The organism is Heminiphilus faecis (assembly GCF_008728965.1).
Classification (GTDB): domain Bacteria; phylum Bacteroidota; class Bacteroidia; order Bacteroidales; family Muribaculaceae; genus Muribaculum; species Muribaculum faecis.
This window is the reverse complement of record NZ_VSMC01000002.1, coordinates 75,001-98,358: the sequence shown is the minus strand read 5'-3', so window position 1 is coordinate 98,358 and position 23,358 is coordinate 75,001. Positions and strand designations below refer to the sequence as shown.

The window sequence follows — 23,358 nt, the reverse complement described above, 5'->3', positions numbered from 1 at the left end:
TTGTTTTGCGGCAAAGTTACAATAAAAAGTTTAAATTCCTAACATTTTTCAATAAAAATGTGTGTTTTGCTCTCATTTAGTCATTTCATGGCTTCGTAAAGCACCGACATTATGGCCGGTCTTATATTAAGGGTGGTAAAAGCGCGGTTGTCGCGCGACGGGTTGACACGGTTGCTGAGAAATATGTATATCAGTCCGTTGGCAGGGTCGACCCAGAAACCCGTACCGGTAAAGCCGATGTGTCCGAATGTAGAGGCGTCGGCCTGTGGTGCAGTAGGCGACTTATCCGGGTCGGCCATGTCGGGCTTGTCAAAGCCGAGTCCGCGGCGCGACCGAGGGCTCTTGGCGGTGGTAAACAACTTGACGGTCTTTGCCGACAATATTTTTTTGCCGCCGTAGTTGCCTCCGTTTAGCCACATCTGACATAATTTGGCAAGGTCTCCGGCAGTAGAAAAGAGTCCTGCATTGCCTTGTACTCCGCCGGAGAAAGCGGCGAGTTCGTCGTGTACGTAACCGTGTATAAGCTGTCGGCGCATGAATCGGTCGCTTTCTGTGGGCGCTATCTCCTTGGCTGAATGGCGCGACAAAGGCAGGTAGCCTGTGCGACAGGCCCCGAGCGGTGCGTAAATGCCCTTGTGCACATACTCGTCATGGCTTATGCCCGTAAGATTTTGTTCCATTTCCATCAGCAGTGCGAAGTTCAGGTCGGAGTAACGGTACGATTTTGAGGCGCGCAGGTCCATAGCATGTATACGCGCCATGATGGTGTCGTAGGCCGCTTTGCCCACATACAGCCCTTTTGCGGCAGGACGGTCGCAGTTCTCGCCGGGAGTATGAGAGGTCAGATCGGTACGTAGACGGGCTTGATTATTGCCGTATAATCCGCGGGCTATTTTTATAGTATTGGCCCCTCTCATGCGGTTGGAAGTCAGCCGTCCCGTATAGGTGGCGGTGTCCATAAAGAGTTTCATGACGTTCATTGCTGCCGGATAGCCGCTCTCATGATATAAAAGCTCCTTTACCGTAATGTCGTTTTTGCCACACTCTTTAAGCCCGGGTATGTAGCGGCTTGCAGGAGAGTCGAGTTCGAATAACGAACGGTCGTAAGCGAGCATGAGCCCGGGCAGAGTGCCGGCCACTTTGCTTACGGAGGCAAGATCATAAATGGTTGAGTCGTTTACGCGGTGTGTCTTGGTGTTGTCGGTGTAGCCGTAGCTTTTGTCGATGACTACGTTGCCGTTTCGGGCTACCAGTACCTGACATCCGGGAAAGGCTCCCGTGCGCAGACCCACGCTTACAAGCGAGTCTATTCTCTTTTCTACCGAGGGATTGAAGCCGGCTTCAGCAGGCGATTCGTAGCCTAAACGTGTCTTGAGAAGCCCGACGCAGGCTCCGGCAGGAGCTACTCCTTTGATGTCTACCGGCAGGGTGCCGTTGACTCTTATGCCGCCGAATATGGCTTGTGCGCCGTATTCCTGTGTCAGTTTGTTATTCTCATATGCTATGATGATAGACTTGGCCCCGACCGGTGCGAAACGGGCCACTTTATAGGGGTTGATGAAGAAGACCGTGATGAGATTTTTGCAGTCTTCGAGCTTTTTCAGTTCGGCTATGGTGGAGGCTTTGTCATTGTATACGGCCGCCACGACTGTATTATGCCGTTTTATGGCTTCGACCGTTGAGGGCGATAGGGCGGGTGAAGCGCTGTAAGTGTCGACTTGCGCGTACTTTCCACAGAAGCGTGTGAATGTATTCTGACGTCCTTCTCCGAGATTTACTACAGCTATGCTGTTTGTGTCGAGATTGTGCAGCGGAAGCAGGTCGGACGAGTTTTGGACACAGGTCATCATTGCAGCTGTGAGACGTCGGTTTACCGCCTCGGCTTCGGGCGATACGAGGTCTTTCTTCAGAGACGGGCTGACAGCCTTTGGCTGTTTTTCTGACAGACCGAACATATATTTATATGCAAGCACCTTCTTGCAGCGGTTTTCTATTATACTGTCGGGTATATCTCCCGATTTTACTGCATTGTATACGGCATCGATGTCGGTTGCGAGTGCCGTTGGCTCGAGAAGTATGTCGACGCCGGCTTTCAGTGCGGCCACACAGTTGTTTACTCCCGGTATGTTGGCTCCTTTCATGGCAAGTCCGTCGGTCCATACGAGTCCTTCGAAACCCAATCGGTCTTTCAGCACTCCGGTTATTATTTTTTGTGACAATGATGACGGTATGCCCGAAGGGTCGAGAGCCGGTACATTTAGATGGCCTACCATTATGCCCGACAATCCGGCATTTATGAACTCCTTGAACGGATACAGATCCACACTGTCGAGTTTGGCGGCATCGTGGTTGATGGCCGGAAGTGTCTTGTGGGAGTCGTTGTCGGTATCGCCGTGTCCGGGAAAGTGCTTGCCGACAGCCATGACTCCGCCGCTTTCAATGCCGCGCGAGTAGGCGAGACCGAGTTCCGCAACACGCTTGGGATTCTCGCCGAACGAGCGGAAGCCTATGACCGGATTCTGCGGATTGGAGTTGACGTCGAGAACCGGTGCGAAGTTGACCTGAATGCCGAGTAACCGGCACTGGCGTGCTGTCTCGCGTCCGTAGTCGTAAAGCAGTTGCGGGTCTTCGATGGCTCCGAGGCTCATGTTGTAAGGATAGCGCACGGTGCCGGTGACGCGCATCGACGGGCCCCATTCGCCATCAAGGGTCATGAGCAGCGGTACGTCGGCTATGGAGCGCGCGTAGTCCGTGAGTGCGGCATGTTGTTCTATCGTGCCTTTGCTGAATAGCAGTCCGCCTACACCTCGAGTCTTGACATAAGAGGCTATGGTGGAGCGGGCGGCTGTCATGTTGGCCGGACTTACTTTGGGTACGAATAGCTGTCCTATGCGTTGACGGAGTGTCAGTGACCGGTATACCGAGTCGACCCATCGGTCACAAGACTTTCTGTCTATTCCCGACATCATGTCGGGGACAGATGCGTAAAGTGTCATGGCACTTGCGGTAAATGCCAGAACCATAAGTGTGTATATGCGTCGCAATTGAAAAGATGTTTTATTGTGTTAGAAAAATCGTGTTGTTTTATGATGCCGGACTTACATGCGTGGACGGTCGTCGCGATATGTAATTTTACGGTTGTGTTGTCCCTCGATATAATCTATCATGGTCTCGTCAAGGCGTTTTTCGCTTCGTGTCATGATTTTACCCCGGGTCAGAGGCTTCATGTAATCGCCTCCTTGAGCGAGATAGTCGATAGTCACCACCGTATACGTTTTGTCCGGGTCTATGGATGATATGTCAACGCCGCCGCTTATGCCGTCGCCTCCGCGTCCTTTCATGACATCGATCGACGCCATAAGGTCGCGCCCTGTCAGTTGCATCACCACAAGTTTGTTGTCAAATGGCAGCATGGTCATTATCATTTCTTTGGTTATGTGTCCTGCGGGAAGTCCCCGGCGTATGCCGCCTTTGTTGACTATGGCGACGTCCACTGTGCGGTCGGTAAGCCGGCTGCCCATATCGCGCATGGCGTCGGCCACCCAGTTGAGCAGAAGCTGGCTGCCTACGGTAAATTCCTGAGCGAGTCGGCCTATTTTCATCGTCTTGAGCGAGTCCACACCTTGTCGGTAGGGATATAGTATGGCGGCGGTTTCGGAGTCTATGCGGTTGTCGAGTCTTTTGTCAACACTTATGAGCCTATAACCGGCGCGAGGTGAGTCCTTGTCGACAGTTATCTCTCCGAGATAGTGTCCGCGGCTGCCGGCCTGTGCCACAAGTACAGTATCGCCTGCGGCGTTTGGTACTTTCCATGCCGGTCTTGACTTTGACGGGTTCACTGCAGTATGGGAGTGTCCTCCTATTATTATGTCGATGCCTTCAGTGGATGATGCCAGTTCAATATCGCTCGGTGTGGGCGGATTTTGTGTGTCGTAGCCCACATGGGTAAGTGCTATGACCTTATCCGTGTGCTCAACATTGCGCAGGTACCAAGCCATGGCGTTGGCCGCTTTTATACCATCGGTATATTTTACTTTTCCCGCATTGCTGTCGGCTATCATGCCTTTCGGATCAAGGTTTATTGCCAAAAAGCCTATTTTGCAGTCTCCGATTGTTTTTATCGTATATGGCGTGAACAGGCTGTCGAGCGGAGTTTCACTCAGGTCGTAGTTTGTTGTGATAAGATCTGCGTCCAACTGCGATAGCTCGTTGGCAAGAACTTCGAGTCCGTTGTCAAACTCGTGGTTGCCGAGTATGGCTATGTCATAGCCAAGGGCATTCATCATCTTGCGCTCCACCTCACCCTTATAAAGTGTGTAATATAGGGTGCCTTGTACGGCATCTCCGCAGTCGACGAGCAGCACGCGTCCGGGCTTTTCTTGGCGTATGCTGTCAATAAGTACTTTGCGCCTCAGGACTCCTCCGAGGTTTTTGTCATCAGGGTCGAGGGCGCTGTGGGTGTCGTTGGTGTGAAGTATGATAATCTCTTCTGCCGGTGCTGCCATCGCAATAATGGCTAACGCGCACCCTGTAAGTATATTTCGCAGGTTCATTGTGCAGGTGTTTAAGTAATCGATAATTTGATACAGGAGATTAAATACAAATTTAATGATATTACCTAACATACACAAATGTCAAATGGGGACACCGATGGCGGTGCCACCGGTGTCCGTCAGCATATACGCGAGTTTTTATTAGTTTTTATAATCGGGCTCCAATGCGTATCTGAGTGCGTCGTATTTGGGACGGTCTGCATGATTGTTTTCAAACTGCACGTTGCCGCCGAATTTGGCATTTATTATAGCTTCTTTGTTATTATTGTAATACTCGGCTTCGGCAAGAGCTTTTTTTCTGTCGACTTTCTGGTATTCGTCGTGTGAATACATTGGAGTCATCGTCTTGTCGGTCTTTTCTATGCCTGTCGCTGTAAACTCGAAGCCTGATTCTGCTTCAGCTTTCAGTATAAGACCGGGCAGACCGTGGAACTTCCATGGTCCGTAGGGCAACGGTAGTTCCGGAGCAAACCATGCAGTCCATGCCCGGCCGTGGTAATCGGTCCGGGCGGCTACACATTCATAGCCTATTATGTTGGCGGTGGAGTCGCATATCTCCCATTGCATGTCATCCATAGGCTCGTCATAGTAGCACAACTCGCCGGCAAATTTGTCATAGAGCCTTAGGCTGTTGTCGTTTTTATTGCAGAACACATATGTATAGACATTCTTTACCGGCCCTTTGCGCAAGTCTATGGATATACTTCCTTCGGGACTCTGCGTCATACAGGCAGCCATGATTATCTGCTGTAGTTCTTTCTTGCCTTCTGGAGTAGACGACATCGAGTCAGACCATAAACTTAGGTCGTTGAAATATTTTGACTCCTCTGGTCCGGCAAGGAGTGTCATGCGGCATCCGGTCACAGTGTCGGTTTCCCAGTTTAGGGCCTTGACATCATAACTGACCATAATATGGGCCTTTTGTTGTGCGCCGGCAGTCATTGCTATGACACACATAAGGATAGCGGTTATTGTCTGGTTCATAAATTGATAGATGGATTATGTTTTTATCTGTAATCTGTTTCAATCAAGTCGACGATGGAAGATGGCGCGAATATGGAGCCGCCATGAACGTGATTGCCGTTCTCGTCTTTTATGGTGACACCCTCATTGCCTAATTTAGCATTGATTTGACCAAGAGGATTGTCGAGGAAGTTACGTTTTGCTTTGAGATATGATATGCGGTCGGTTTTCTCGTATTCGTCTGCAAGATAGACCGGAAGTATAGGCTTGTCGGTCTGTTGTAATCCGGTGGTTTCAAAGCGGTATTGGCCACCTTCGGCAGTTGCTTCCATAATAAGGCCGGGCAGTCCTTCCAGTTTCCATGGTCCGGCGTCAAGTGGAATTTCGGGAGTGAACCATGCGGTCCATTTGCGACCGTTGAACATAGTCGTTGCCTCGATGCACTCGTACCCGAGGATTGTTTTGGTCGAGTCGCTTATCTCCCAGTCCCATTCATGTAGAGGCTCTTCATAAAAGTATTTTTCAAGTCCGGCGTTGTCGTAATACAGACTTTTGTTTGCGGGGCGTGATTTTACAACATAATATGATCCGTCGGGCCGTGGTATATCATCCATTTTTCCTCCGAGGTAAGCGTTGCGGGTTATTTCCTGATATTTTGCTTTTCCGTCGGTAGTCGAGTTTAACGAGTCGATGTATTCTGTCATCGGCGAGAAGAATTTTGACTCATTGGCATTGGCAATCAATATGTACTGGTTTGTCAGGTCGTCTTTGCCGTTGCGCATATTTGGATGGTGAGCTGTATAGCTGACTTCTATGTCGGCTTTCTGTTGTGCTATCGCGGCAATCGACACAATACACATAAATAAAGATGTAATTGTCTGTTTCATATAAGCTATTTTCTTAGTGTTATCGAGAATAGGAGCTGACGGCCACGGAGCTGCCGCTGGCTCTCGAATGATGAGAGTTGCGAGTAAGTGGTGTAGTTGTAGCTTCGCTTGTTAAGTATATTGGTAAGCGACGTGGCAAACTCTATCCTCTTGTTGAGCTGAAAGGTCAGTTTGGTGTCAAGCATCACTATGTTTTTATAATTATGTTCGGTCAGTTCGTTGCGGTAATGCTCTCCGCTGAGAGTCCATTGCCATTTACGGTGAGGAATGAATGTGAGGCTCAGCTCGTTTTCCATCGTCGAGAGCCATGACTGGCTCTGTCTGTTTATTGTCAGACGGCTGTCAGACCAGTCTATACGATAGTCGAAGCTGAACCACCGGCATGGATTGCCGTTGATTTTGCCTCCGATGCTCCAGCCGGTGCTGACCGAGTTGACCGATTGCTCCTGCGAGAGCAACTGCGACTCGTTGCGGCTGAACGAACCGTTTACATTGCAGCTCCCGCGCATGAAGTCGAGGGTTTTGCCGAGACTTCCCATAGCCATGAACATTCTGCTGTCGTTTTTAGCATCGGCATAGCTGTAGATCACATAGTCGCCGTAAAGCTGCTGTGCCATGGTATAAGGGAGGCGGGTCCATGTCTGCATCGCCATGCCGTTGGCAAACAGACCATAGCGGGTGTGCTTGTAGTTGACGCTTGCCGACACATTCTGCGATGATGAGTTATAAAAATTATCCACACCCGACTTCAGTGTGCGATAGTTTGTCATTATCAGGCCGGGATGTATAAGATTGAGATCCATGGGTGACCGGCCAAGTCCGCCGCGAAGAGTGCCGGAAAAGCGGTTGTTAGGTTTCCAGTTGAAACTGAGTGACGGAGAGAAATATACCTCGTCGCGGTTTGCGATGGTCTTGTCAAAATTATAATGGGCATAACTTACGGGCAGGTTGAGCGACAGGTTTACCCGGCGCACCCAGTATTCAAACTTAGGAATAGCATAAACAGTGAGATAGTTTGTGTTGACTATGTTTTCAGTCAGCCCGGGAAGTTCCTCCGGCAATTCGGGCAAACGCGAGTCCATAGAGCGGAGATAACCTTTTATACCACCCTCAAGGCTTAGTGTCACACCTTTTATTATGAAAGCGTATGCCGCGCTTTCTTGAGTATAGAAAGCATGGTCGGAGATGTGTTGTCTGAAAGTATCTCCGCCGGTGTTTAAACTCAGCGTCTGTGGCAACGACTCCCATTCGTTTACGCTTTGGAAGGTAATAAGATGCTGTCCGTTGAAACGCTTAATCATCTTGAACTTGTTGGTGACATAATAATCAGGCAGTCTTGCTGATTGTGTGTTAGGTATAGAGCCTGTCGTTGTGAGGTCCATATCATCCCAGTCGATATTGGTCCGGAGGGTATTGTTGATGAACGCCGTCTTTTGGTTCAGCTCGTATATGAACTTGCCGCTGAGTGAGTGGCTATGTTCCGTGCCGTTGCGGTTTTCGGTGATTATGCGGTTTCCTTCATCAAGAAAGTACGTCGTGATGTTTGACGCATCGGCCATCACGCGGTTGAAAGAATAGTCGATATTGGCCTTGAACTCACCTCTGCCGAATTTCCACAGGCTGTTAGTCGACACAATAAATGAGCGGTTAAACAGTGTACGCTTGTCGCTGAGTGAAGGCACTCCGGGCATGGCTACGCCTATATAGCGGCTCAGTCCTGTCTGGCGCCGGCCGGCGAAGAAGTCAGTGCCCGATGACGATAGGTTCTCTCCGGTATTGTTGGTGCGCAAGGTGGTTATGTTCTGAAACGAAGGCATTACGGCCATAGCGAACAGCTCACCGTCCCATATCGCACCTTCGGGCTGCCACGACCAGCCTCCTCCGGCGTCGCCGTGAAAAGTCCATGTGGCCTTCGCCTTGTTTTTCAATTTGAGGTTTATAGCTGCTTTGTCGGAGAAGGATATGCCCGACAGCACCTGCATGGGCTGATGGTTCTCCATTACCTCCACGGCTCCCACATCGTCGTGGCTTATGCCGTTGGTGGCTATGCCGTATTTCCCGCCGAGCAGGTCGGAGCCTTCGATATAGAACTTGTTTATATCCTCGCCCTGATACTGTATTTTGCCGTTGTTTGCCACATCTATTCCCGGCATACGCTTCAGCACGTCGCCTATCGAGCGGTCCTGCTGCTGGGCGAAACCACCGACATTATAGGTTATTGTATCGCCCTGCTCGCGTATGCGGTCTGCTTTTACAGCCACTTCTTTGAGCTGTATGCTTCCCGGCTCCATATAGACTGTCAGCGGGAGGCCAATACTGTCAAGAGCAACTGACTGCTTGGCGAAACTCATCATCGATACCTCTAACCGGCAACCGGTTACCGATGGCATAGTGATAGCGAAGTCTCCATCAGATTTTGACGAGGTGAATTTCTTTATCTTGCCGTCAGCTCCCTTGACGATGACCGATGCTCCGACAAGAGGCTCATTGTTCTCCTTGTCGAGGATCCTGCCGGTCACATTGACTTGCGCCATTGTATTAATAATGACGTATAAACATGTCAGATATGCAATGAGTCGTTTCATAAATCGTGTGGATAGTTAGTCTCTTCCAAGTCATATTTGGGAGCCGAATCTTTCTTTTCAGGCATTTTCCCATTTCCGTACAGAGCATTCATTTTGGCAGCGAAGTTCGAGTTCTTGTACTTCCACCAGTCATTGAAATACTTATCCCGAAGCTGTTTCGTTACGCCTCGTTTGTCATCATAAGCCATGTACCCGACATCCGGAATACCGTTTTGTCGCAGTCCGGTTGCCGTAAAGCTGTACTCATGACGAGTATCGTATGCTTCAAGGATAAGCCCCGGCAATCCGCAGAGTTTCCACGGACCATCCTGAACGGGTATTTCAGGAGCGAACCATGCCGTCCATCTTCGGCCACGATAAGATGCAATCGCTTTAAAACACTCATATCCAAGTATAATTTTCACAGAGTCGGACACTTCCCATTGCGGCTTCTTCCACTCTTCTTCATAAACGCGTCGCTCTCCATCAAAATAATTTTTTTCCGTCAGACAACCATTCGGATAATTTTTGTAAATGTAGCTCCAATAATACCCCTCCGGAAGATTCTGAGTTCCGTTTTTCCTATTCTCTTCCATTGTGGCTATATACACTTTGAATTCGAGACTCGGATTTACAGCTGCAAGAGAATCTTTCCATAATCTGTTCACTCCGCAGAACAGCGACTTAGTAGCTCCGACGCGTAGCATAACCGGATCTTTAAAGAAGTGTTTGTCACGTTGCGTGGTGTCTGTAATTTGAATACGAGTATAATGCACTTCAAGAATTGACGGTTCGGCATCCTTTACATAGTCATCGGCATTTGCCGCGACTGCCATGAGCATAAAAAGATATGTAAAAAAACTTCTCATAATCTATAGTCTGTTTCAAGAAAATCGTATTCAGTTTGCACAGGGGCATCGGGACCGAGGTCAAGCATACCGCCGGTTGAGGCTTTTGCTATCGAATTGCTGTTGTCCCTGTAGTTTCTTAAGCTTTTCAGCATATCGAGCCGGTTGATACTTTCGTATCTGTCCTTGTCATATATGGGATACATAATCTGATTGGATTTTACCATGCCATCCGCTATAAAACTATGATGACCTTTCTCCTCCACGGCTTCGAGAATAAGCCCGGGCAGTCCGCATAGTTTCCACGGTCCGTCCTGTAGCGGAATTTCAGGAGCGAACCATGCAGTCCATTTCCGTCCGTGATAATGGGCCGTCGCCATGACGCATTCATATCCGAGTATTGTCTTTGTCGAGTCGCCTATATCCCATCTAAGTTCTGAAAACGGCTCGGCATATACGCCCATTTCCGTAATACCGGCTTTGTCATAGACAGTTGTCTGCTCCAGAGTATAATCCTTAAAAATGTACATGAAAGTCTTATAGACGATTGAGTTCATCGCACTTTCGTCCTTCGATTCGATGTATTTTCTCACGGCGATATCCATCATCTGCTTTGCTTTGGCACGTCCCGAAGGAGTTGACTTGAGAGAGTCTTTGTATTCTGTGCCTTGACAATAGAACTTTGACTGTTTTGAGTTGACAAGCAATAACATCGGAATATCTCGTTCGGTATATTGTGTATTACCTCGCAAAAACTTTTCGTGATATCTGTAGCTTACCTTGATTTCGGCACGCGTATACTCAGGTTGCTTTTCTGCATAAATACCGGCAGGCATGCCGACAGACATAAATATAATTATTATGCTCTTTAGTCGGGCGAGGCATTTTATTGTGATTCCGTGCATGTGATAAAATTAGGATTAAAACTAAAATTATAGTTTGTGACTGCAAAATTAGTTGAATTTTTGGTTTTACCTAAAAAATATCAGGAAAAGTAAAGTGCAAGGTATAATTTTTTGCGTTTTTGTGGTTAGTTGACATAATGCTTCATTGTTTGAAGTTTAATTTGTAATTTTGCGCCTAATAAATTGGTATGAAATGAAACTTATTGCCGACAGTGGAAGCACCAAAGTAGAATGGTGTCTTCTTGATCATGATAAACCGGTGAGACAGATATTTACTTCAGGATTTAACGCCTTGATGCTCACTGAAGAGGAGATAGCACAATATCTTGACGATGAACTTATGTCTCAGTTGGGCGAACAAGCCCGGTCAGTAACCGAAGTGCATTTTTACGGTGCCGGATGTATAGACGAAGAAGTATGCCGCAATGTGCGGCGAGCTATTCGCCAGAATATCGACGTGCCGACAATAGAGGCTCATAGCGACCTGCTTGGTGCGGCCCGTGCTTTGTTTGGAGAGCGTGAGGGTATAGCCTGCATACTCGGTACCGGGTCAAATTCATGCTATTACAACGGCCGTGAGATAAAGGATCATGTAAGCCCTCTCGGCTATATACTCGGCGACGAAGGCAGCGGAGCGGTACTCGGCCGCCATCTTATAGGCGATGTCCTTAAACATCAGTTGCCCAGAGAGCTATGTGACCGTTTTCTTGATGAATACAATCTTACGTCCAATGCTATAATACGCCGGGTGTATAAGGAGCCGTCTCCCAATCGTTTTCTTGCGTCAGTAACACCGTTTTTGCTGAAAAATATCGAAGAACCGGCTATACACCGTCTGGTGCTCAATGAGTTTAAATCCTTTTTTGTACGCAATGTGGCCCAATATGATCGTTATAGGGTATTGCCGGTAAGTTTTGTCGGCTCCATAGCCTATCTGTACCGGTCTGTGCTTGACGAAGCCGCCGCTGCGCTCGATGCCACGGTCGATACCGTGATAAAGACTCCCATGGAAGGTTTGGTAAAATACCATGCCAATTTATAGTATTACGGATTCGTAAGACATGAATACATCCGCTACCGAACTCATACTTGTCAATATATCGGGTTATGACCGTCCCGGTGTGACATCGGCGCTTACCGAGATACTTGCCCAATATGACGCCTCTATTCTTGATATAGGTCAGGCCGACATCCATCATACACTATCGCTCGGTATACTGTTCAAGACCGACGGCTCGTTATCGGGCAATATAATGAAAGACCTACTCTTTAAAGCGTCGGAACTTAATGTACACATTCGTTTCACTCCTGTATCGGTAAAAGAATATGAGGAGTGGGTGGGACTGCAAGGCAAGAACCGCTGGATCGTGACTCTTCTCGGACGCCGGCTGACGGCTCGTCAGATAGCTGCTGTGACCAAGATTATCGCCGGGCAGAATCTTAATATTGATAGTATACAGCGCCTTACCGGACGAGTGCCCCTTGAGGAGAGCGAGGAAGCGCGAGCCAAGGCTTGTGTGGAATTTTCAGTTCGCGGAAATCCGCGTGACGCTGCTGATATGCAGCTGCAGTTCATGCACTTGTCGGCTACGGAAAATTTTGACATATCGCTTCAGCAAGACACGATGTACCGTCGTTGTCGCCGTCTCGTGTGCTTTGACATGGACTCGACGCTTATCGAGACCGAGGTCATCGACGAACTTGCCGAGCGTGCCGGCGTGGGCGAACAGGTGAAAGCTATAACAGAGCGTGCCATGAGAGGCGAGATCGATTTTGACGAGAGTTTCATGGAGCGAGTGGCTTTGCTTAAAGGGCTTGATGAAAGTGTCATGCGTGAAATTGCTGAAAACTTGCCTGTTACCGAAGGGGTGGGGCGTATGATGGAGGTGCTCAAGCGGGCAGGTTTTAAAACGGCGATCCTTTCCGGCGGGTTCACGTATTTCGGCAACTATCTTAAGCAGAAATTCGGTATAGACTATGTGTATGCCAACGAACTCGAGATTATCGACGGAAAACTTACCGGACGATATGTAGGAGAGATTGTCAACGGACGACGCAAGGCCGAGTTGCTTAGGCTGCTGGCACAGGTGGAGCATATAGACATAGCACAGACTATAGCTGTGGGTGACGGCGCAAATGACTTGCCTATGCTGGCCACAGCCGGACTTGGAATTGCATTTCATGCCAAACCCAAAGTTAAAGCAACCGCAGGACAAAGTATATCAACAATCGGGCTTGATGGAGTGTTGTACTTTATAGGATTTAAAGACTCATTCATTTCAGATGGCTCGAATGTACCCAACTATTGAGGAGATTGTGAAAAAGGCTGCGATATATATTGCAATCGTGGCTATGTCAATGACTTTCTGCGCGAGTGCGCAGCAGTCGGTTGGACTGGTATTGAGTGGTGGCGGTGCCAAAGGCATCGCTCACATAGGTGTCATTCAGGCTCTTGAGGACAATGACATACCTATCGATTATATCGCCGGCACTTCGATGGGAGCAATTGTGGGCGGGTTATATGCTGCCGGATATACACCGGCGGAAATGATGGACCTGATCGAGTCAAAAGGCTTTTCTTATTGGTCGACAGGGGTTATAGATCCTTCATGGGAGTATTACTATGCTAAGGATGACCCGACACCAAAGCTGGCATCGATAAATCTTAATCTGCGCGACTCGACAGCCAACAATAACATACTTCCTACAAGCCTTATAAATCCGCTTCCGATGAATTATGCGTTCATGGAGCTGTTTGCAAAGTATACCGCACAGTGCAACGGCGACTTCGACCGGCTGTTTGTGCCGTTTCGCTGTGTCACTTCCGATGTATACAGTAAGCATAAGATAGTATGCCGTTCTGGTTCGTTGGGCAATGCCGTCAGGGCCTCAATGTCATTTCCTATTGTGTTTGAGCCTATCGAAATGGATGGGGTTCTTGTCTATGACGGAGGTATATACGATAACTTTCCGGTAGATGTCATGCGCGAGGATTTCGCTCCCGATATAATGATAGGAGTCGATGTGAGTTCTCCCGATAAAAAGCCCAATCCTAACAATCTGATGCAGCAGGTTGAGGATATGATTATCCAGAAAAACGATTATTCGCTTCCTGATGATGAGGGCATAAAACTGCATGTGCCTGTACAGAATTTCGGCCTGCTCGATTTTCCGGCATGCCGGCAGATCTACAAGATAGGTTACGACTGTGCCATGGCTATGATGGACTCGATAAAGGGGCGCGTCAACGTGCGCATTCCGGGTGAAGCGCGTAGTCTGCGCCGAGCGGTTTTTAAGTCGCAGACTCCTTATGTGGAATTTGACTCCGTTAAAGTCAGCGGGGGCAGCCCTCACCAGAATGCATACATAAAGTATCTTTTTACAAAGGGCAGTGACGAGTCATTCGGCCTTGCACAGGCGCGTGATGCATATTATCGCGCGATAACGCCGGGCAAGCTCCGCAATCTGGTGCCTAATGCTTTGTGGAATCCTTCTACCGGACGCTTTACGCTCGATCTTAAAGCCGATGTGAAAAATAATTTTGCCATAGGTCTTGGCGGTTATATCAGTTCATCGACCAACTCGATGTTGTTTATGTCGACCGGTTATAATACATTGAGCTTCAATTCGCTTAATACATCTCTTAATGTATGGATAGGGCAGAGCTATATGGCTGCGAAAGTCGGGGCCAAGATAAATATGCGCAGCACCATACCGTCGTATATGATGATATATGGAGTAATATCGCGTCAAAAGATGTATGACTCCGACCGTATATTTTATAATGACGGCACTACATTGGTGACCGACATGCAGCTGTTCGGGCGTATGAGCTATGGTATGGCTATGGGGCGCAACGGCAAACTGGCGTTTGAACTCGGGTACGGACGTCTTACCAATCGTTTTTTTGACGGAATGGTTATCGGCAAGGACTCGCGTGACCGTCTGGTGCGTGACCTTGCGCAAGTACGTCTGCATTACGAAAACAATACGCTTAACGATGTGCTTTATCCTACGCAGGGCCATATGATTAAGGCTACTGCCATAGGCGTGTACGGCGACCGTAGTTTTTACCCTCATAACAATGACGAGATCAAGACGCGAACTTCCGGGGTAAAGTGGATGCAGCTTAGTGCTGAACTCGAAAAGTACTGGTCTGTAAATCGAAACTTCGGTATCGGTATTGAGAGTAATGCGGTAATAAGTACCCAGAAACCGCTTGACAGCTATGCCGCCACGATGGTGACACTGCCGTCTTTTCACCCTACGGCGTCGACATACAATTCGTTTAATTCCGCCCTAAGAGCTTCCAAATTTGTGACTTTAGGCATCCAGCCGATATGGAAAGTGTCAAATATGCTTCAGATACGCGGTGAGTTCCACTGTTTCATGCCGTGGCGTAAGCTGGAGGCGGAGAAGGATGAAAACACCGGTATATATATGTCGCATTACGGGCACCGGCTTTCCAATCCTGAGTTTTTCGGCGAGATGTCGGCTGTCTATGCTTTGCCTTTTGCCCATTTTACTGCTTATGCCAATTATTGTACATCGCCTGATGCGCGATGGAATTTCGGTATATCGTTCGGGCTGTTTTTCCTCGCTCCGCAGTTTATGAAATAAGAAATTAACCGATTACATAAAACTTAAAGGAAAAGATTGTTTTAGAATTATGATTTTGCAATGTGCAGTGTTGTTTGCCTTTCTTGCGATAGGTGAACTTATTGTATGGCTTACCGGCATACCGGTGCCTTCAAGTATAATAGGCATGCTTGCGTTGACAGCCGCTTTGAAATTACGGATTGTCAGGCTCATGTGGGTTGACAAAGTGTCGGATTTTCTTGTTAAGAATCTGGGCTTTTTCTTTGTTCCCGCGGGTGTGGGACTAATGAATTGCCTCGGACTTATAAAGGCCGAATGGATACCTGTCGTTCTTGCCTCGACTATAAGTACATTTGTCATAATAGCTGTGACCGGCTGGGTGCATCAGTCGGTACGTCGCATATTATCTTCACATCATGATTTATCTCGAAAATAAATTCTTTCTCATAGGGTTTACATTTATTGTATATGTGGCCTCACAACTGCTTCAGCGACGTACTGGTGTGTCATATCTCAATCCCATACTTGTATCTATAGCGGTTCTTGTAGGTTTTATGCTTTGTTGTGGCATTGAGTATGAAACCTATGCCGAAGGAGGTGATTATATTGACTTCTGGCTCAAACCGGCTGTCGTGGCCCTCGGGGTGCCTCTGTACAGACAGCTCGAAGCCATTAAAAAGCAGCTTTTGCCGATAATGCTTGCCGAGCTTGCGGGTTGTATTGCCGGTATTGTTTCGGTAGTCTTGTTGGCTGAACTGTTCGGCGCATCGCGTGAGGTAGTCTTGTCATTAGCCTCAAAGTCCGTGACCACACCTATCGCTATTGAGGTGACGCAGGCTATAGGAGGCATTCCCGCTCTTACAGCCGCCGTGGTTGTATGTACAGGTATATTTGGCGGTATGACAGGCTTCAAGCTTATGAAGTATTCGAGAGTGAAGAGCCCTATAGCGCAGGGCCTTTCGATAGGTACCGCAGCTCATGCCGTGGGCACGTCGGCAGCTATGGACGTTGGTTATCGTTATGGTGCCTTTTCGTCATTGGGCCTTACCATAAACGGCCTTTTTACAGCGCTGCTTACTCCATTTATTCTATCTCTGCTCGGTTATACGGTATAAACCACCGGTCTACTGGAGGAAGATTGCGGCCTACGGAAGCAGTGTAGTCATTTCAACCGGGTTTTGCCGCTGACCACTATGAATTTAAGTCTGTTATTAAGCGAAAGGGTGAACCGTCGCGGCTCACCCTTCTCTGTTTTTGAAGTTATTGAATTGTATGTGATGATTAATTTTAGGAAATGCGTTTATTTAGGAATATCGGCGTCATGTATCGCTTTAAGTGTTTCGGCGTCAATGTCGCCCGTTATGTAGATTACTTGCATGGCATCATTTTTTGTGGTGACAAGCAGTAACATACGTTTTATGCGCCCGTGTTGTTTTTCGCCGTGCAGATCCACCGATACGTGCATCTCCTTGGCTTTGGTCATCAGCGGTAGTTCGTTTATTAGCGGATCTAACAGCTCCAGTACCCTTTCGGACTGTGAGTTGTCGTCGCAGTTGATGATTTCCACCGAACTGATGGTATTGTCATCGCTCATATCGAGGCCCGGTACTCCGCCGGCAGGCAGTGTAGCTCCGTCAATATACATATATTGTACTCCGGGCAAGTCAGAAACGCGTTTCATGTATTTGTTCTGGGCAGTCACGCATGTTGCCGTGAATGCACAGATTGCGATTAGGCACAGCGTGCGTGCCGATTTAGATAGTTTCATCATCTTCCGTGTGTATTGTATTGTTGGAGATTGAATCATAAGGTACGAAAAGCGACAGAGCGCGTCCGGCTTCTATTATAGAGCCGTCGGCATTGTCGAGAGCTTCCGATACCAGAAGCAGCGCTTTATGGGCTTCTGTTTCTGCAAGCTGTGGGTCGGTTATCTCGTACGGATCAGTCGATGAGCTTCTTGCTATAAACACTATGACCGATACGATAATGGCTATGCTGGCTGCCACAGATGTGGCGGCTACCCAGCGGTGTCCGCGACGGCTTATGCGTTCCTGCCGGTCAAGCCGTTCGGCAAGAGCCGAGAGTTCATCGGCCATACCGTCGGGTATTCTGACTTCTCCGAGACGTGCCAATGACAGCACTACGTCGCGGTCGTCCTGAAGCTCGCATGGTATGTCGGTCTCTGTCGTAAAGAACTCAACCAGCCGGCGTTCGTCATCGGTAGATGCCAGACCTCCGTAATAGAGGTTGAGCAATTGTTTTACGGTATGTATCTGCAATGTCATTTCTTCCGATTATATAGTTCTTTTAATTTCTGTCGGGCCCGTGATAGTACTTTGCGGGCATTGTCGCAGGAAAGGCCTGTAATTTCAGCAATTTCTTGAACGGAGCACCCTCCCCACGAACGCAGACGCAACACTTCGCGTTGCTGCTCCGGCAAGGCATCCATCAGTTCGTTGACACGCGCAAGAGTGTCACGTGACTCTATGGCTTGTGCAGTGTCTGTACCGTCTTCAAGATGCTCCAATGAGGTCGGCATCTCTTCCATGGTCCGCTGCCGTTGACGCAACATGTCTATGCAACGACGTTTGACCGCAGTGATGCAGAATGCCTCATGGTCAGATATGTCCGTCAACTCGTGTCGCTTTTCCCACAGACGGGTGACGGCGTCCTGCACCGCATCCTGCGAGTCATCGCTATCACGGAGTATCGCATATGCCACCCGATACATGGACCGGTAGTGGGCAAGTACAAGTCGTTTGAAACTGCTTAAATCCATGGCCCTACACTATGCAGACGGTGCAGAAGAAAAAATGTGACAGCAAAAACTGAAAAAATCAATATTTTTTATCCCAACGTGCTTCCTGAATGCTTTTGAGCTTGTCCTCCGACTGATTGGAGCATGGATGCCAGAATGTGGCCGTGGATGCTTCATCGGGCAAAAATTGCTGTTTTACGAAATTACCCGGGTAGTTGTGCGCGTACATGTAGTTCTTGCCATAATCGAGTTCTTTCATGAGTTTTGTGGGAGCATTGCGCAGATGTAGCGGTACCGGCAGATTGCCGGTGCTTTCCACATATTGCAGAGCCGAGTCAATGGACATGTAGGCAGAATTGCTTTTGGGCGATGTAGCGAGGTATATCGTGCACTCTGCGAGAGGGATACGCCCTTCCGGCCATCCTATCTTGTGTATGGTGTCAAAGGTGGCGTTGGCGAGAAGCAGTGCGTTTGGATTTGCGAGACCGATGTCTTCCGAAGCAAGTATTACAAGACGTCGTGCAATGAATTCGGGGTCTTCACCGCCGGCTATCATACGTGCCAGCCAATATATGGCTGCGTCTGGATCGCTACCCCTCACGCTTTTTATGAATGCCGATATTATATCGTAGTGCATCTCGCCGTCTTTATCGTAGGCCATCGGATTTTTCTGTAGCCGGTCTGTTACGAGCCGGTCATTGATCACGATTGTGTCGCCTGTCGGAGACGATTGTTCAAGGAGGTCGAGGATGTTGAGAAGTTTGCGGGCGTCGCCTCCGGCAAAACGAAACAGAGCCTTGGTGCTTTCAACCTCCACTGTGCGGGTGGAAAGTACCGGGTCGACCGTTAGTGCCCTTTCAAGCAGTTGATTAAGTTCAGGCTCTTCAAGCGGTCGAAGCACATAGACCTGCGTTCTCGACAGCAGAGGTCTTATGACTTCAAACGATGGATTCTCCGTGGTAGCGCCTATAAGGGTGACCAGCCCGCTTTCAACGGCGCCGAGCAGACTGTCCTGCTGCGACTTGTTAAAACGGTGTATTTCGTCAATAAACAGTATGGGACGTCCTTTTGAAAACATACTTCTTGCATCGGTTTTGCACCGGTCAAGAACTTCGCGGACCTCTTTTACACCGGAGTGCACTGCGCTGAGAGTGTAGAAAGGAGCTTCAGTTGTCTTTGCTATTATTTTTGCGAGTGTGGTTTTGCCTACCCCGGGAGGCCCCCAGAGTATAAATGATGCTACATGACCCGACTCGATCATGCCGCGAAGTACCGAGCCTTTTCCCACAAGGTGAGTCTGGCCTATGTATTCGTCTATATTTTGTGGTCTTAACCTTTCAGCGAGTGGTGCCTGCATGTTGTGTATTGCGTTTATTTGATACAAAATTAGCAATAATGATGCCAAAGAATGATTATTAGCTGTTAATTGTCATTAATATGAATGAAGTTGTTTTATCAAATTGAGAAATTTTATATAACTTTACCATGTTAATTGACCGTGTACCCTATAGTTGGGTTTTCGGTATGTATTTTACGAACTATTAACGGAGCGATGTGTTAATTTTATAAGATTGTATCCCTCCTTTGTCAGGGATGTATTATGTCATTAACACTAAAAATAAATATTATGAGCAACGAAGGTAATGAAAACAAGGGCGCACGTACTGCACGCACCATCTTTGGTATCTTTATGATTATCATTTATGTCGGCATGGGTGTACTGTTACTTATCAACTTTTTCAAGTGGGAGAGCGGACCTTGGGAATGGTTGCGTTGGGCCGGCGGCATTCTGTTCATCGTTTATGGTTTTTGGCGTGCCTACAGGCAGTTTAAAGGTATTGACCGTAATATAGGCGACTAGATATGGTTGCGTTGCGAGTTATCGATAATATTGTAGAATAAAAATATGAAAAAGTCTCTTTTTACGATAGCCTTGGTTTCGGCTGTGGTGGCTGTTTCAAGTGTTACCGGATGCCGGAAGGCTCCGACAAATACCAGTTCGTCGGGTCTCGCCACGATTGTGTGCGACGAGAGCTTTGAAAACATAATGGATCAGGAGATCGATGTGTTTGAATACAACACCAAAGGCAAGGCCAATATCATACCTTACTACGTGTCAGAGAAGGCCTGCGTCGATTCGTTGCTTGACCTCAAGACCAAAACCATTGTCATAACGAGAGAGCTTACCGAGAAAGAGACCGAATATTTGAAAGGGCTTAAAAAAAATGTACGTTCTATACCTATTGCCGTAGACGCGATAGCTCTTATCGTTAATCCCGCCAATCCTATAGGGCAGCTTTCTATGAGCGAGATAGCGGACATACTTACCGGCCGCACTACTAAATGGAATGAACTTGAACCAAGCCCGCTCGGGGATATACAGGTAGTATTTGACAACGAAGGGTCGAGCACGGTCCAGTATATGCGTGATTCGCTTATGAAAGGCGATAAATTTGCTGAAAACGTATTTGCGCAGAACTCCAACAGAGAGGTGTTTAATCAGGTGAAGGCACGTAAAAATGCATTGGGCATTATTGGCGTAAGCTGGATAAGCGCCGATATGCGTACCCGTGACCTTCCACGTGAAGAGCGTATCAAATCGCTTTCTCAGCAGGATACTACAGTGGCTGATTTTGATGTGGACATCAAGGTGTTGCGTGTGCGCCGCGATGACAGTTTGCGGGCTTACCAGCCATATCAGGGCTATATATATGACGGCAGCTACCCGTTGTATCGTACGGTTTATATGATAAGTACCGGTGTCAATGGCAGTCTGTCGCACGGCTTCTACTCTTTTGTTACCGGCACAATAGGTCAGAAGATCATACAGCGCACAGGTATATTGCCGGCCCGCGTACAGCCCCGTATGGTGAACATGTATTGACAAGTCGTTGAAACAAAATAAATTAATAAATATAGTAAAACAAAACAGATTTAAAACATGAAATTTAAATTTTTGTTGTCTCTCTGCCTCGCAGGAGCTCTGAGCGTTTCGGCGCAAGGCTACAAAGACGGAGTGGAATACTTCAAGGCCGATCAGTTTGAAAATGCCAAAACACTCCTTGAACGTAACCTTAACGATCCTTCGACCGATAAGGCTGTCGCTTATTATTATCTCGGTGCTATCGCCGTTCATCAGAAAGACTTTGCCACGGCAAAGGCTGATTTTGAGAAGGGTCTTGCCGCAGATGCCGCCAATCCTTATAACAAGATCGGTCTCGGCGAGCTGGCTCTTATGAATGGTGACGAAAAAGCTGCACAGAAATATTTTGATGAAGTAAGAAAATCAAACAAGAAGAACGCTGCCGTGCTTACCGCTATCGGTCGTGCTTACTTCAACTCCGATCCCGTTAAATACGCTAAAGAGATTGAGAAGTTTGACGAGCAGGCATTCAAGGCTAACTCAAAGGAACCGTCAATCTTTGTGCTCCGCGGCGACCGTAAGGCTGCTGAAAAAGAGTGGGGTGACGCTGCCGGCAACTACGAGAACGCCATCCTTTATTCTAAAGGTCTTCCCGAGGCTTATGTGAAGTATGCCAACGCTTATTTCAATGTGAACCCCGAATATGCTATCGCAAAGCTTCAGGAGCTTCTTCAGGAAAGCCCCAATTCCGCTCTCGGACAGCGCGAACTCGCTGAAAAGTATTATCAGAACGATCAGTGGGCCAAGGCTGCAGCCGCATATGGCGATTATATCAATAATCCCAACCACTTCGTTGAGGATGAAGTGCGTTATTGCGTGCTTCTGTACTATGGTCAGCACTATGACGAAAGTCTTGCCATAGCCAATAAGCTTCTTGCCGGTGACCCCAATAACTTCCAGCTTCAGCGCATAGCCTTCCTTGACAAGGCTGCGATGAAGGACTATTCCGAAGCCGAGGCTCTGGCACAGCGTTTCTTCGCTTTGAAAGATGCTAAGAATAAATACACTTCCAATGACTACTCTACCTATGCCGAAGTTCTTCAGGAACTCGGCAAGGACTCACTTGCCATATTTGAGTATGAGAAGGCTATCGAGGCCAATCCTGAAAAGGGCGACCTCTACAAGGCGTTGAGTTCTGCCTACAGCGGTGCGAAGAATTACAAAAAAGCCCTCGAGGTATTCAAGAACTTCATTGACAAGGGCGATTATGTGACCAACGACCTTGTTACTCTTGCCAACCGCTATCAGAATGTAGCCGCTACTTCCGAGCCCGGTTCTCCGGAGAAACTTGATGCTATCTCTAACGCTATAGCCACTATAGACAAGGTTATCGAGAAGGTTCCCGGTAATCCTATTCCTGTGCGAAACAAAGCCCGTATGATGCTTGTAAAGAATGATAACCAGCCTTCGGCAGAGATGGCCAAGACTTATCAGGAAGTGGTGGCCCTTCTTGATGCCGATCCTGAAAACAAGACCAAGCGTTCTGACATGTACAATGAGGCTTACAGCCAGATTGCATCATTCTACATCTCGGAGAAGGATATACCTATGGCTAAAGAATATTATGAAAAGGTATATGAACTTGATCCGTCCAATCAGGCTCTCCGCGATTATATCGACAAGATGAAAGTGGACTAATCGATTTAAACATATATAATGTGCATGAGGGCCGACGGTAAATGCCGTCGGCTCTTGTTTTTTATATTGCCTAAGATTAAGAAATAAGCTATATTTGTAAAAAATAAATCTTGACTATGATTGATTACGTAAAGGGCTTGCTTGCTGAACTGACCCCGACTTATGCGGTGGTCGAAGCCGCCGGTGTTGGATATGAACTTAATATATCGCTTCCTACATACTCATCACTTGAAGGCAAAGAAAATGTGAAACTTCTCGTGCATGAGGTTATACGTGAGGATGCCCACGTATTGTTTGGTTTTTTGGAAGAGCGTGAGCGTGCCATGTTCAGGCTGCTCATCGGCGTATCAGGTGTAGGAGCCAATACGGCGCGTGTCATATTGTCCTCGATTCCGGTTGCGGAACTTGAACTTGTTATAATGAGCGGTGATCACTCCCGACTGAAAAATGTAAAAGGAATCGGCATAAAAACAGCTCAGCGCGTCATTGTAGACCTTAAAGATAAAATAAAACCCGGCGGAGACACGTTAATGATTCAGCCGTCGGTCAATTCCGAAGCCTACGAAGAGGCTCTTGCCGCCCTGCTTATGCTTGGTTTTGCAAAGCCGCAGTCGCAGAAAGTATTGAAAAAACTTTTTGACTCAGAGCCGTCGTTACGAGTGGAAGCCGCTATAAAAGGGGCTCTTGCCATGCTATAGGCATCGATATTGACTTCCCGGC

At 47.9% G+C, this 23,358-nt stretch carries 20 protein-coding genes; 9 read left to right on the top strand and 11 right to left on the bottom strand.

Features of this window, described 5'->3' with window-relative positions:
• Positions 1-80: 80 nt before the first annotated feature.
• From FW767_RS01730 to FW767_RS01700, 7 genes are all read right to left on the bottom strand, one after another.
• Complete coding sequence (locus tag FW767_RS01730; RefSeq protein ID WP_148464276.1) at positions 81-3,044, bottom strand: glycoside hydrolase family 3 N-terminal domain-containing protein; 2,964 nt, start codon at positions 3,042-3,044, stop codon at positions 81-83.
• A gap of 54 nt (positions 3,045-3,098) precedes the next feature.
• On the bottom strand, positions 3,099-4,553 hold the full coding sequence (locus FW767_RS01725) for a bifunctional metallophosphatase/5'-nucleotidase (RefSeq protein WP_205523773.1): 1,455 nt from the start codon (positions 4,551-4,553) through the stop codon (positions 3,099-3,101).
• A 141-nt stretch (positions 4,554-4,694) separates the two neighbouring features.
• Entirely contained in the window at positions 4,695-5,537 is an 843-nt protein-coding gene (locus tag FW767_RS01720) for a GLPGLI family protein (RefSeq protein WP_121697864.1), read from the bottom strand.
• 23 nt (positions 5,538-5,560) lie between these two features.
• Complete coding sequence (locus FW767_RS01715) at positions 5,561-6,403, bottom strand: GLPGLI family protein (RefSeq protein ID WP_121697863.1); 843 nt, start codon at positions 6,401-6,403, stop codon at positions 5,561-5,563.
• Positions 6,404-6,408: 5 nt separating this feature from the next.
• The gene (locus tag FW767_RS01710) at positions 6,409-8,937 is read right to left on the bottom strand and encodes a carboxypeptidase-like regulatory domain-containing protein (RefSeq protein WP_205523772.1); all 2,529 of its coding nucleotides are present in this window, start codon (positions 8,935-8,937) and stop codon (positions 6,409-6,411) included.
• A 47-nt stretch (positions 8,938-8,984) separates the two neighbouring features.
• Complete coding sequence (locus FW767_RS01705) at positions 8,985-9,836, bottom strand: GLPGLI family protein (protein ID WP_121697861.1); 852 nt, start codon at positions 9,834-9,836, stop codon at positions 8,985-8,987.
• Complete coding sequence (locus FW767_RS01700) at positions 9,833-10,720, bottom strand: GLPGLI family protein (RefSeq protein ID WP_121697860.1); 888 nt, start codon at positions 10,718-10,720, stop codon at positions 9,833-9,835. Before FW767_RS01700 ends, FW767_RS01705 begins: the two co-directional genes overlap by 4 nt.
• Before the next feature lie 193 nt (positions 10,721-10,913).
• On the opposite strand from FW767_RS01700, the gene FW767_RS01695 reads away from it, so the two are divergent.
• From FW767_RS01695 to FW767_RS01675, 5 genes are read left to right on the top strand one after another with little or no spacing between them, the layout of a single operon-like run.
• Positions 10,914-11,762: an ATPase gene (locus tag FW767_RS01695; protein ID WP_121697859.1), complete on the top strand. Its 849-nt coding sequence runs from the start codon at positions 10,914-10,916 to the stop codon at positions 11,760-11,762.
• Positions 11,763-11,781: 19 nt separating this feature from the next.
• A complete protein-coding gene (gene serB / locus FW767_RS01690; protein WP_121697858.1) occupies positions 11,782-13,029 on the top strand; it encodes a phosphoserine phosphatase SerB in 1,248 nt (415 codons plus the stop codon).
• Entirely contained in the window at positions 13,013-15,340 is a 2,328-nt protein-coding gene (locus tag FW767_RS01685) for a patatin-like phospholipase family protein (protein WP_205523771.1), read from the top strand. The genes serB and FW767_RS01685 overlap by 17 nt, the downstream gene beginning before the upstream one ends.
• Before the next feature lie 49 nt (positions 15,341-15,389).
• Positions 15,390-15,755: a CidA/LrgA family protein gene (locus FW767_RS01680; protein ID WP_121697856.1), complete on the top strand. Its 366-nt coding sequence runs from the start codon at positions 15,390-15,392 to the stop codon at positions 15,753-15,755.
• Positions 15,736-16,434, top strand: a complete 699-nt coding sequence (locus FW767_RS01675; RefSeq protein WP_121697855.1) for an LrgB family protein — start codon at positions 15,736-15,738, stop codon at positions 16,432-16,434. The genes FW767_RS01680 and FW767_RS01675 overlap by 20 nt, the downstream gene beginning before the upstream one ends.
• A gap of 185 nt (positions 16,435-16,619) precedes the next feature.
• Here the strand turns inward: FW767_RS01675 and FW767_RS01670 are convergent, their stop codons facing one another.
• From FW767_RS01670 to FW767_RS01655, 4 genes are all read right to left on the bottom strand, one after another.
• Positions 16,620-17,000 carry a DUF4252 domain-containing protein gene (locus FW767_RS01670; protein ID WP_235897960.1) on the bottom strand — a complete coding sequence of 127 codons (381 nt, stop codon included), beginning with the start codon at positions 16,998-17,000 and terminating at the stop codon, positions 16,620-16,622.
• 73 nt (positions 17,001-17,073) lie between these two features.
• Positions 17,074-17,604, bottom strand: coding sequence for a hypothetical protein (locus tag FW767_RS01665; RefSeq protein ID WP_121697853.1), 531 nt, complete (start codon positions 17,602-17,604; stop codon positions 17,074-17,076).
• Positions 17,601-18,098 carry an RNA polymerase sigma factor gene (locus FW767_RS01660; protein ID WP_121697852.1) on the bottom strand — a complete coding sequence of 166 codons (498 nt, stop codon included), beginning with the start codon at positions 18,096-18,098 and terminating at the stop codon, positions 17,601-17,603. Before FW767_RS01660 ends, FW767_RS01665 begins: the two co-directional genes overlap by 4 nt.
• A gap of 58 nt (positions 18,099-18,156) precedes the next feature.
• Positions 18,157-19,434: a replication-associated recombination protein A gene (locus FW767_RS01655; protein ID WP_121697851.1), complete on the bottom strand. Its 1,278-nt coding sequence runs from the start codon at positions 19,432-19,434 to the stop codon at positions 18,157-18,159.
• A 270-nt stretch (positions 19,435-19,704) separates the two neighbouring features.
• On the opposite strand from FW767_RS01655, the gene FW767_RS01650 reads away from it, so the two are divergent.
• The 4 genes from FW767_RS01650 (at position 19,705) to ruvA (ending at position 23,336) form a co-directional block, all read left to right on the top strand.
• Positions 19,705-19,938: a hypothetical protein gene (locus tag FW767_RS01650; protein ID WP_147438673.1), complete on the top strand. Its 234-nt coding sequence runs from the start codon at positions 19,705-19,707 to the stop codon at positions 19,936-19,938.
• Between the two features lie 45 nt (positions 19,939-19,983).
• Positions 19,984-20,961 carry a PstS family phosphate ABC transporter substrate-binding protein gene (locus FW767_RS01645; RefSeq protein WP_121697849.1) on the top strand — a complete coding sequence of 326 codons (978 nt, stop codon included), beginning with the start codon at positions 19,984-19,986 and terminating at the stop codon, positions 20,959-20,961.
• A gap of 57 nt (positions 20,962-21,018) precedes the next feature.
• Complete coding sequence (locus tag FW767_RS01640) at positions 21,019-22,638, top strand: tetratricopeptide repeat protein (protein WP_121697848.1); 1,620 nt, start codon at positions 21,019-21,021, stop codon at positions 22,636-22,638.
• A gap of 116 nt (positions 22,639-22,754) precedes the next feature.
• Positions 22,755-23,336 (top strand): Holliday junction branch migration protein RuvA, encoded by a 582-nt coding sequence (ruvA, locus tag FW767_RS01635; RefSeq protein WP_121697847.1) that lies wholly within the window; start codon positions 22,755-22,757, stop codon positions 23,334-23,336.
• Positions 23,337-23,358 lie beyond the last annotated feature (22 nt).

Bases quoted from the DNA above. Each gene is read 5' to 3' on its own strand.
- FW767_RS01705 (WP_121697861.1), bottom strand. From the start codon at position 9,836: ATGAGAAGTTTTTTTACATATCTTTTTATGCTCATGGCAGTCGCGGCA.
- FW767_RS01695 (WP_121697859.1), top strand. From the start codon at position 10,914: ATGAAACTTATTGCCGACAGTGGAAGCACCAAAGTAGAATGGTGTCTT.
- FW767_RS01640 (WP_121697848.1), top strand. From the start codon at position 21,019: ATGAAATTTAAATTTTTGTTGTCTCTCTGCCTCGCAGGAGCTCTGAGC.
- FW767_RS01710 (WP_205523772.1), bottom strand. From the start codon at position 8,937: ATGGCGCAAGTCAATGTGACCGGCAGGATCCTCGACAAGGAGAACAAT.
- FW767_RS01670 (WP_235897960.1), bottom strand. From the start codon at position 17,000: ATGAAACGCGTTTCTGACTTGCCCGGAGTACAATATATGTATATTGAC.
- FW767_RS01660 (WP_121697852.1), bottom strand. From the start codon at position 18,098: ATGGATTTAAGCAGTTTCAAACGACTTGTACTTGCCCACTACCGGTCC.
- FW767_RS01720 (WP_121697864.1), bottom strand. From the start codon at position 5,537: ATGAACCAGACAATAACCGCTATCCTTATGTGTGTCATAGCAATGACT.
- FW767_RS01665 (WP_121697853.1), bottom strand. From the start codon at position 17,604: ATGACATTGCAGATACATACCGTAAAACAATTGCTCAACCTCTATTAC.
- FW767_RS01715 (WP_121697863.1), bottom strand. From the start codon at position 6,403: ATGAAACAGACAATTACATCTTTATTTATGTGTATTGTGTCGATTGCC.
- FW767_RS01685 (WP_205523771.1), top strand. From the start codon at position 13,013: ATGTACCCAACTATTGAGGAGATTGTGAAAAAGGCTGCGATATATATT.
- FW767_RS01650 (WP_147438673.1), top strand. From the start codon at position 19,705: ATGAGCAACGAAGGTAATGAAAACAAGGGCGCACGTACTGCACGCACC.
- FW767_RS01655 (WP_121697851.1), bottom strand. From the start codon at position 19,434: ATGCAGGCACCACTCGCTGAAAGGTTAAGACCACAAAATATAGACGAA.
- FW767_RS01675 (WP_121697855.1), top strand. From the start codon at position 15,736: ATGATTTATCTCGAAAATAAATTCTTTCTCATAGGGTTTACATTTATT.
- FW767_RS01700 (WP_121697860.1), bottom strand. From the start codon at position 10,720: ATGCACGGAATCACAATAAAATGCCTCGCCCGACTAAAGAGCATAATA.
- FW767_RS01645 (WP_121697849.1), top strand. From the start codon at position 19,984: ATGAAAAAGTCTCTTTTTACGATAGCCTTGGTTTCGGCTGTGGTGGCT.
- FW767_RS01680 (WP_121697856.1), top strand. From the start codon at position 15,390: ATGATTTTGCAATGTGCAGTGTTGTTTGCCTTTCTTGCGATAGGTGAA.
- ruvA (WP_121697847.1), top strand. From the start codon at position 22,755: ATGATTGATTACGTAAAGGGCTTGCTTGCTGAACTGACCCCGACTTAT.
- FW767_RS01725 (WP_205523773.1), bottom strand. From the start codon at position 4,553: ATGAACCTGCGAAATATACTTACAGGGTGCGCGTTAGCCATTATTGCG.
- serB (WP_121697858.1), top strand. From the start codon at position 11,782: ATGAATACATCCGCTACCGAACTCATACTTGTCAATATATCGGGTTAT.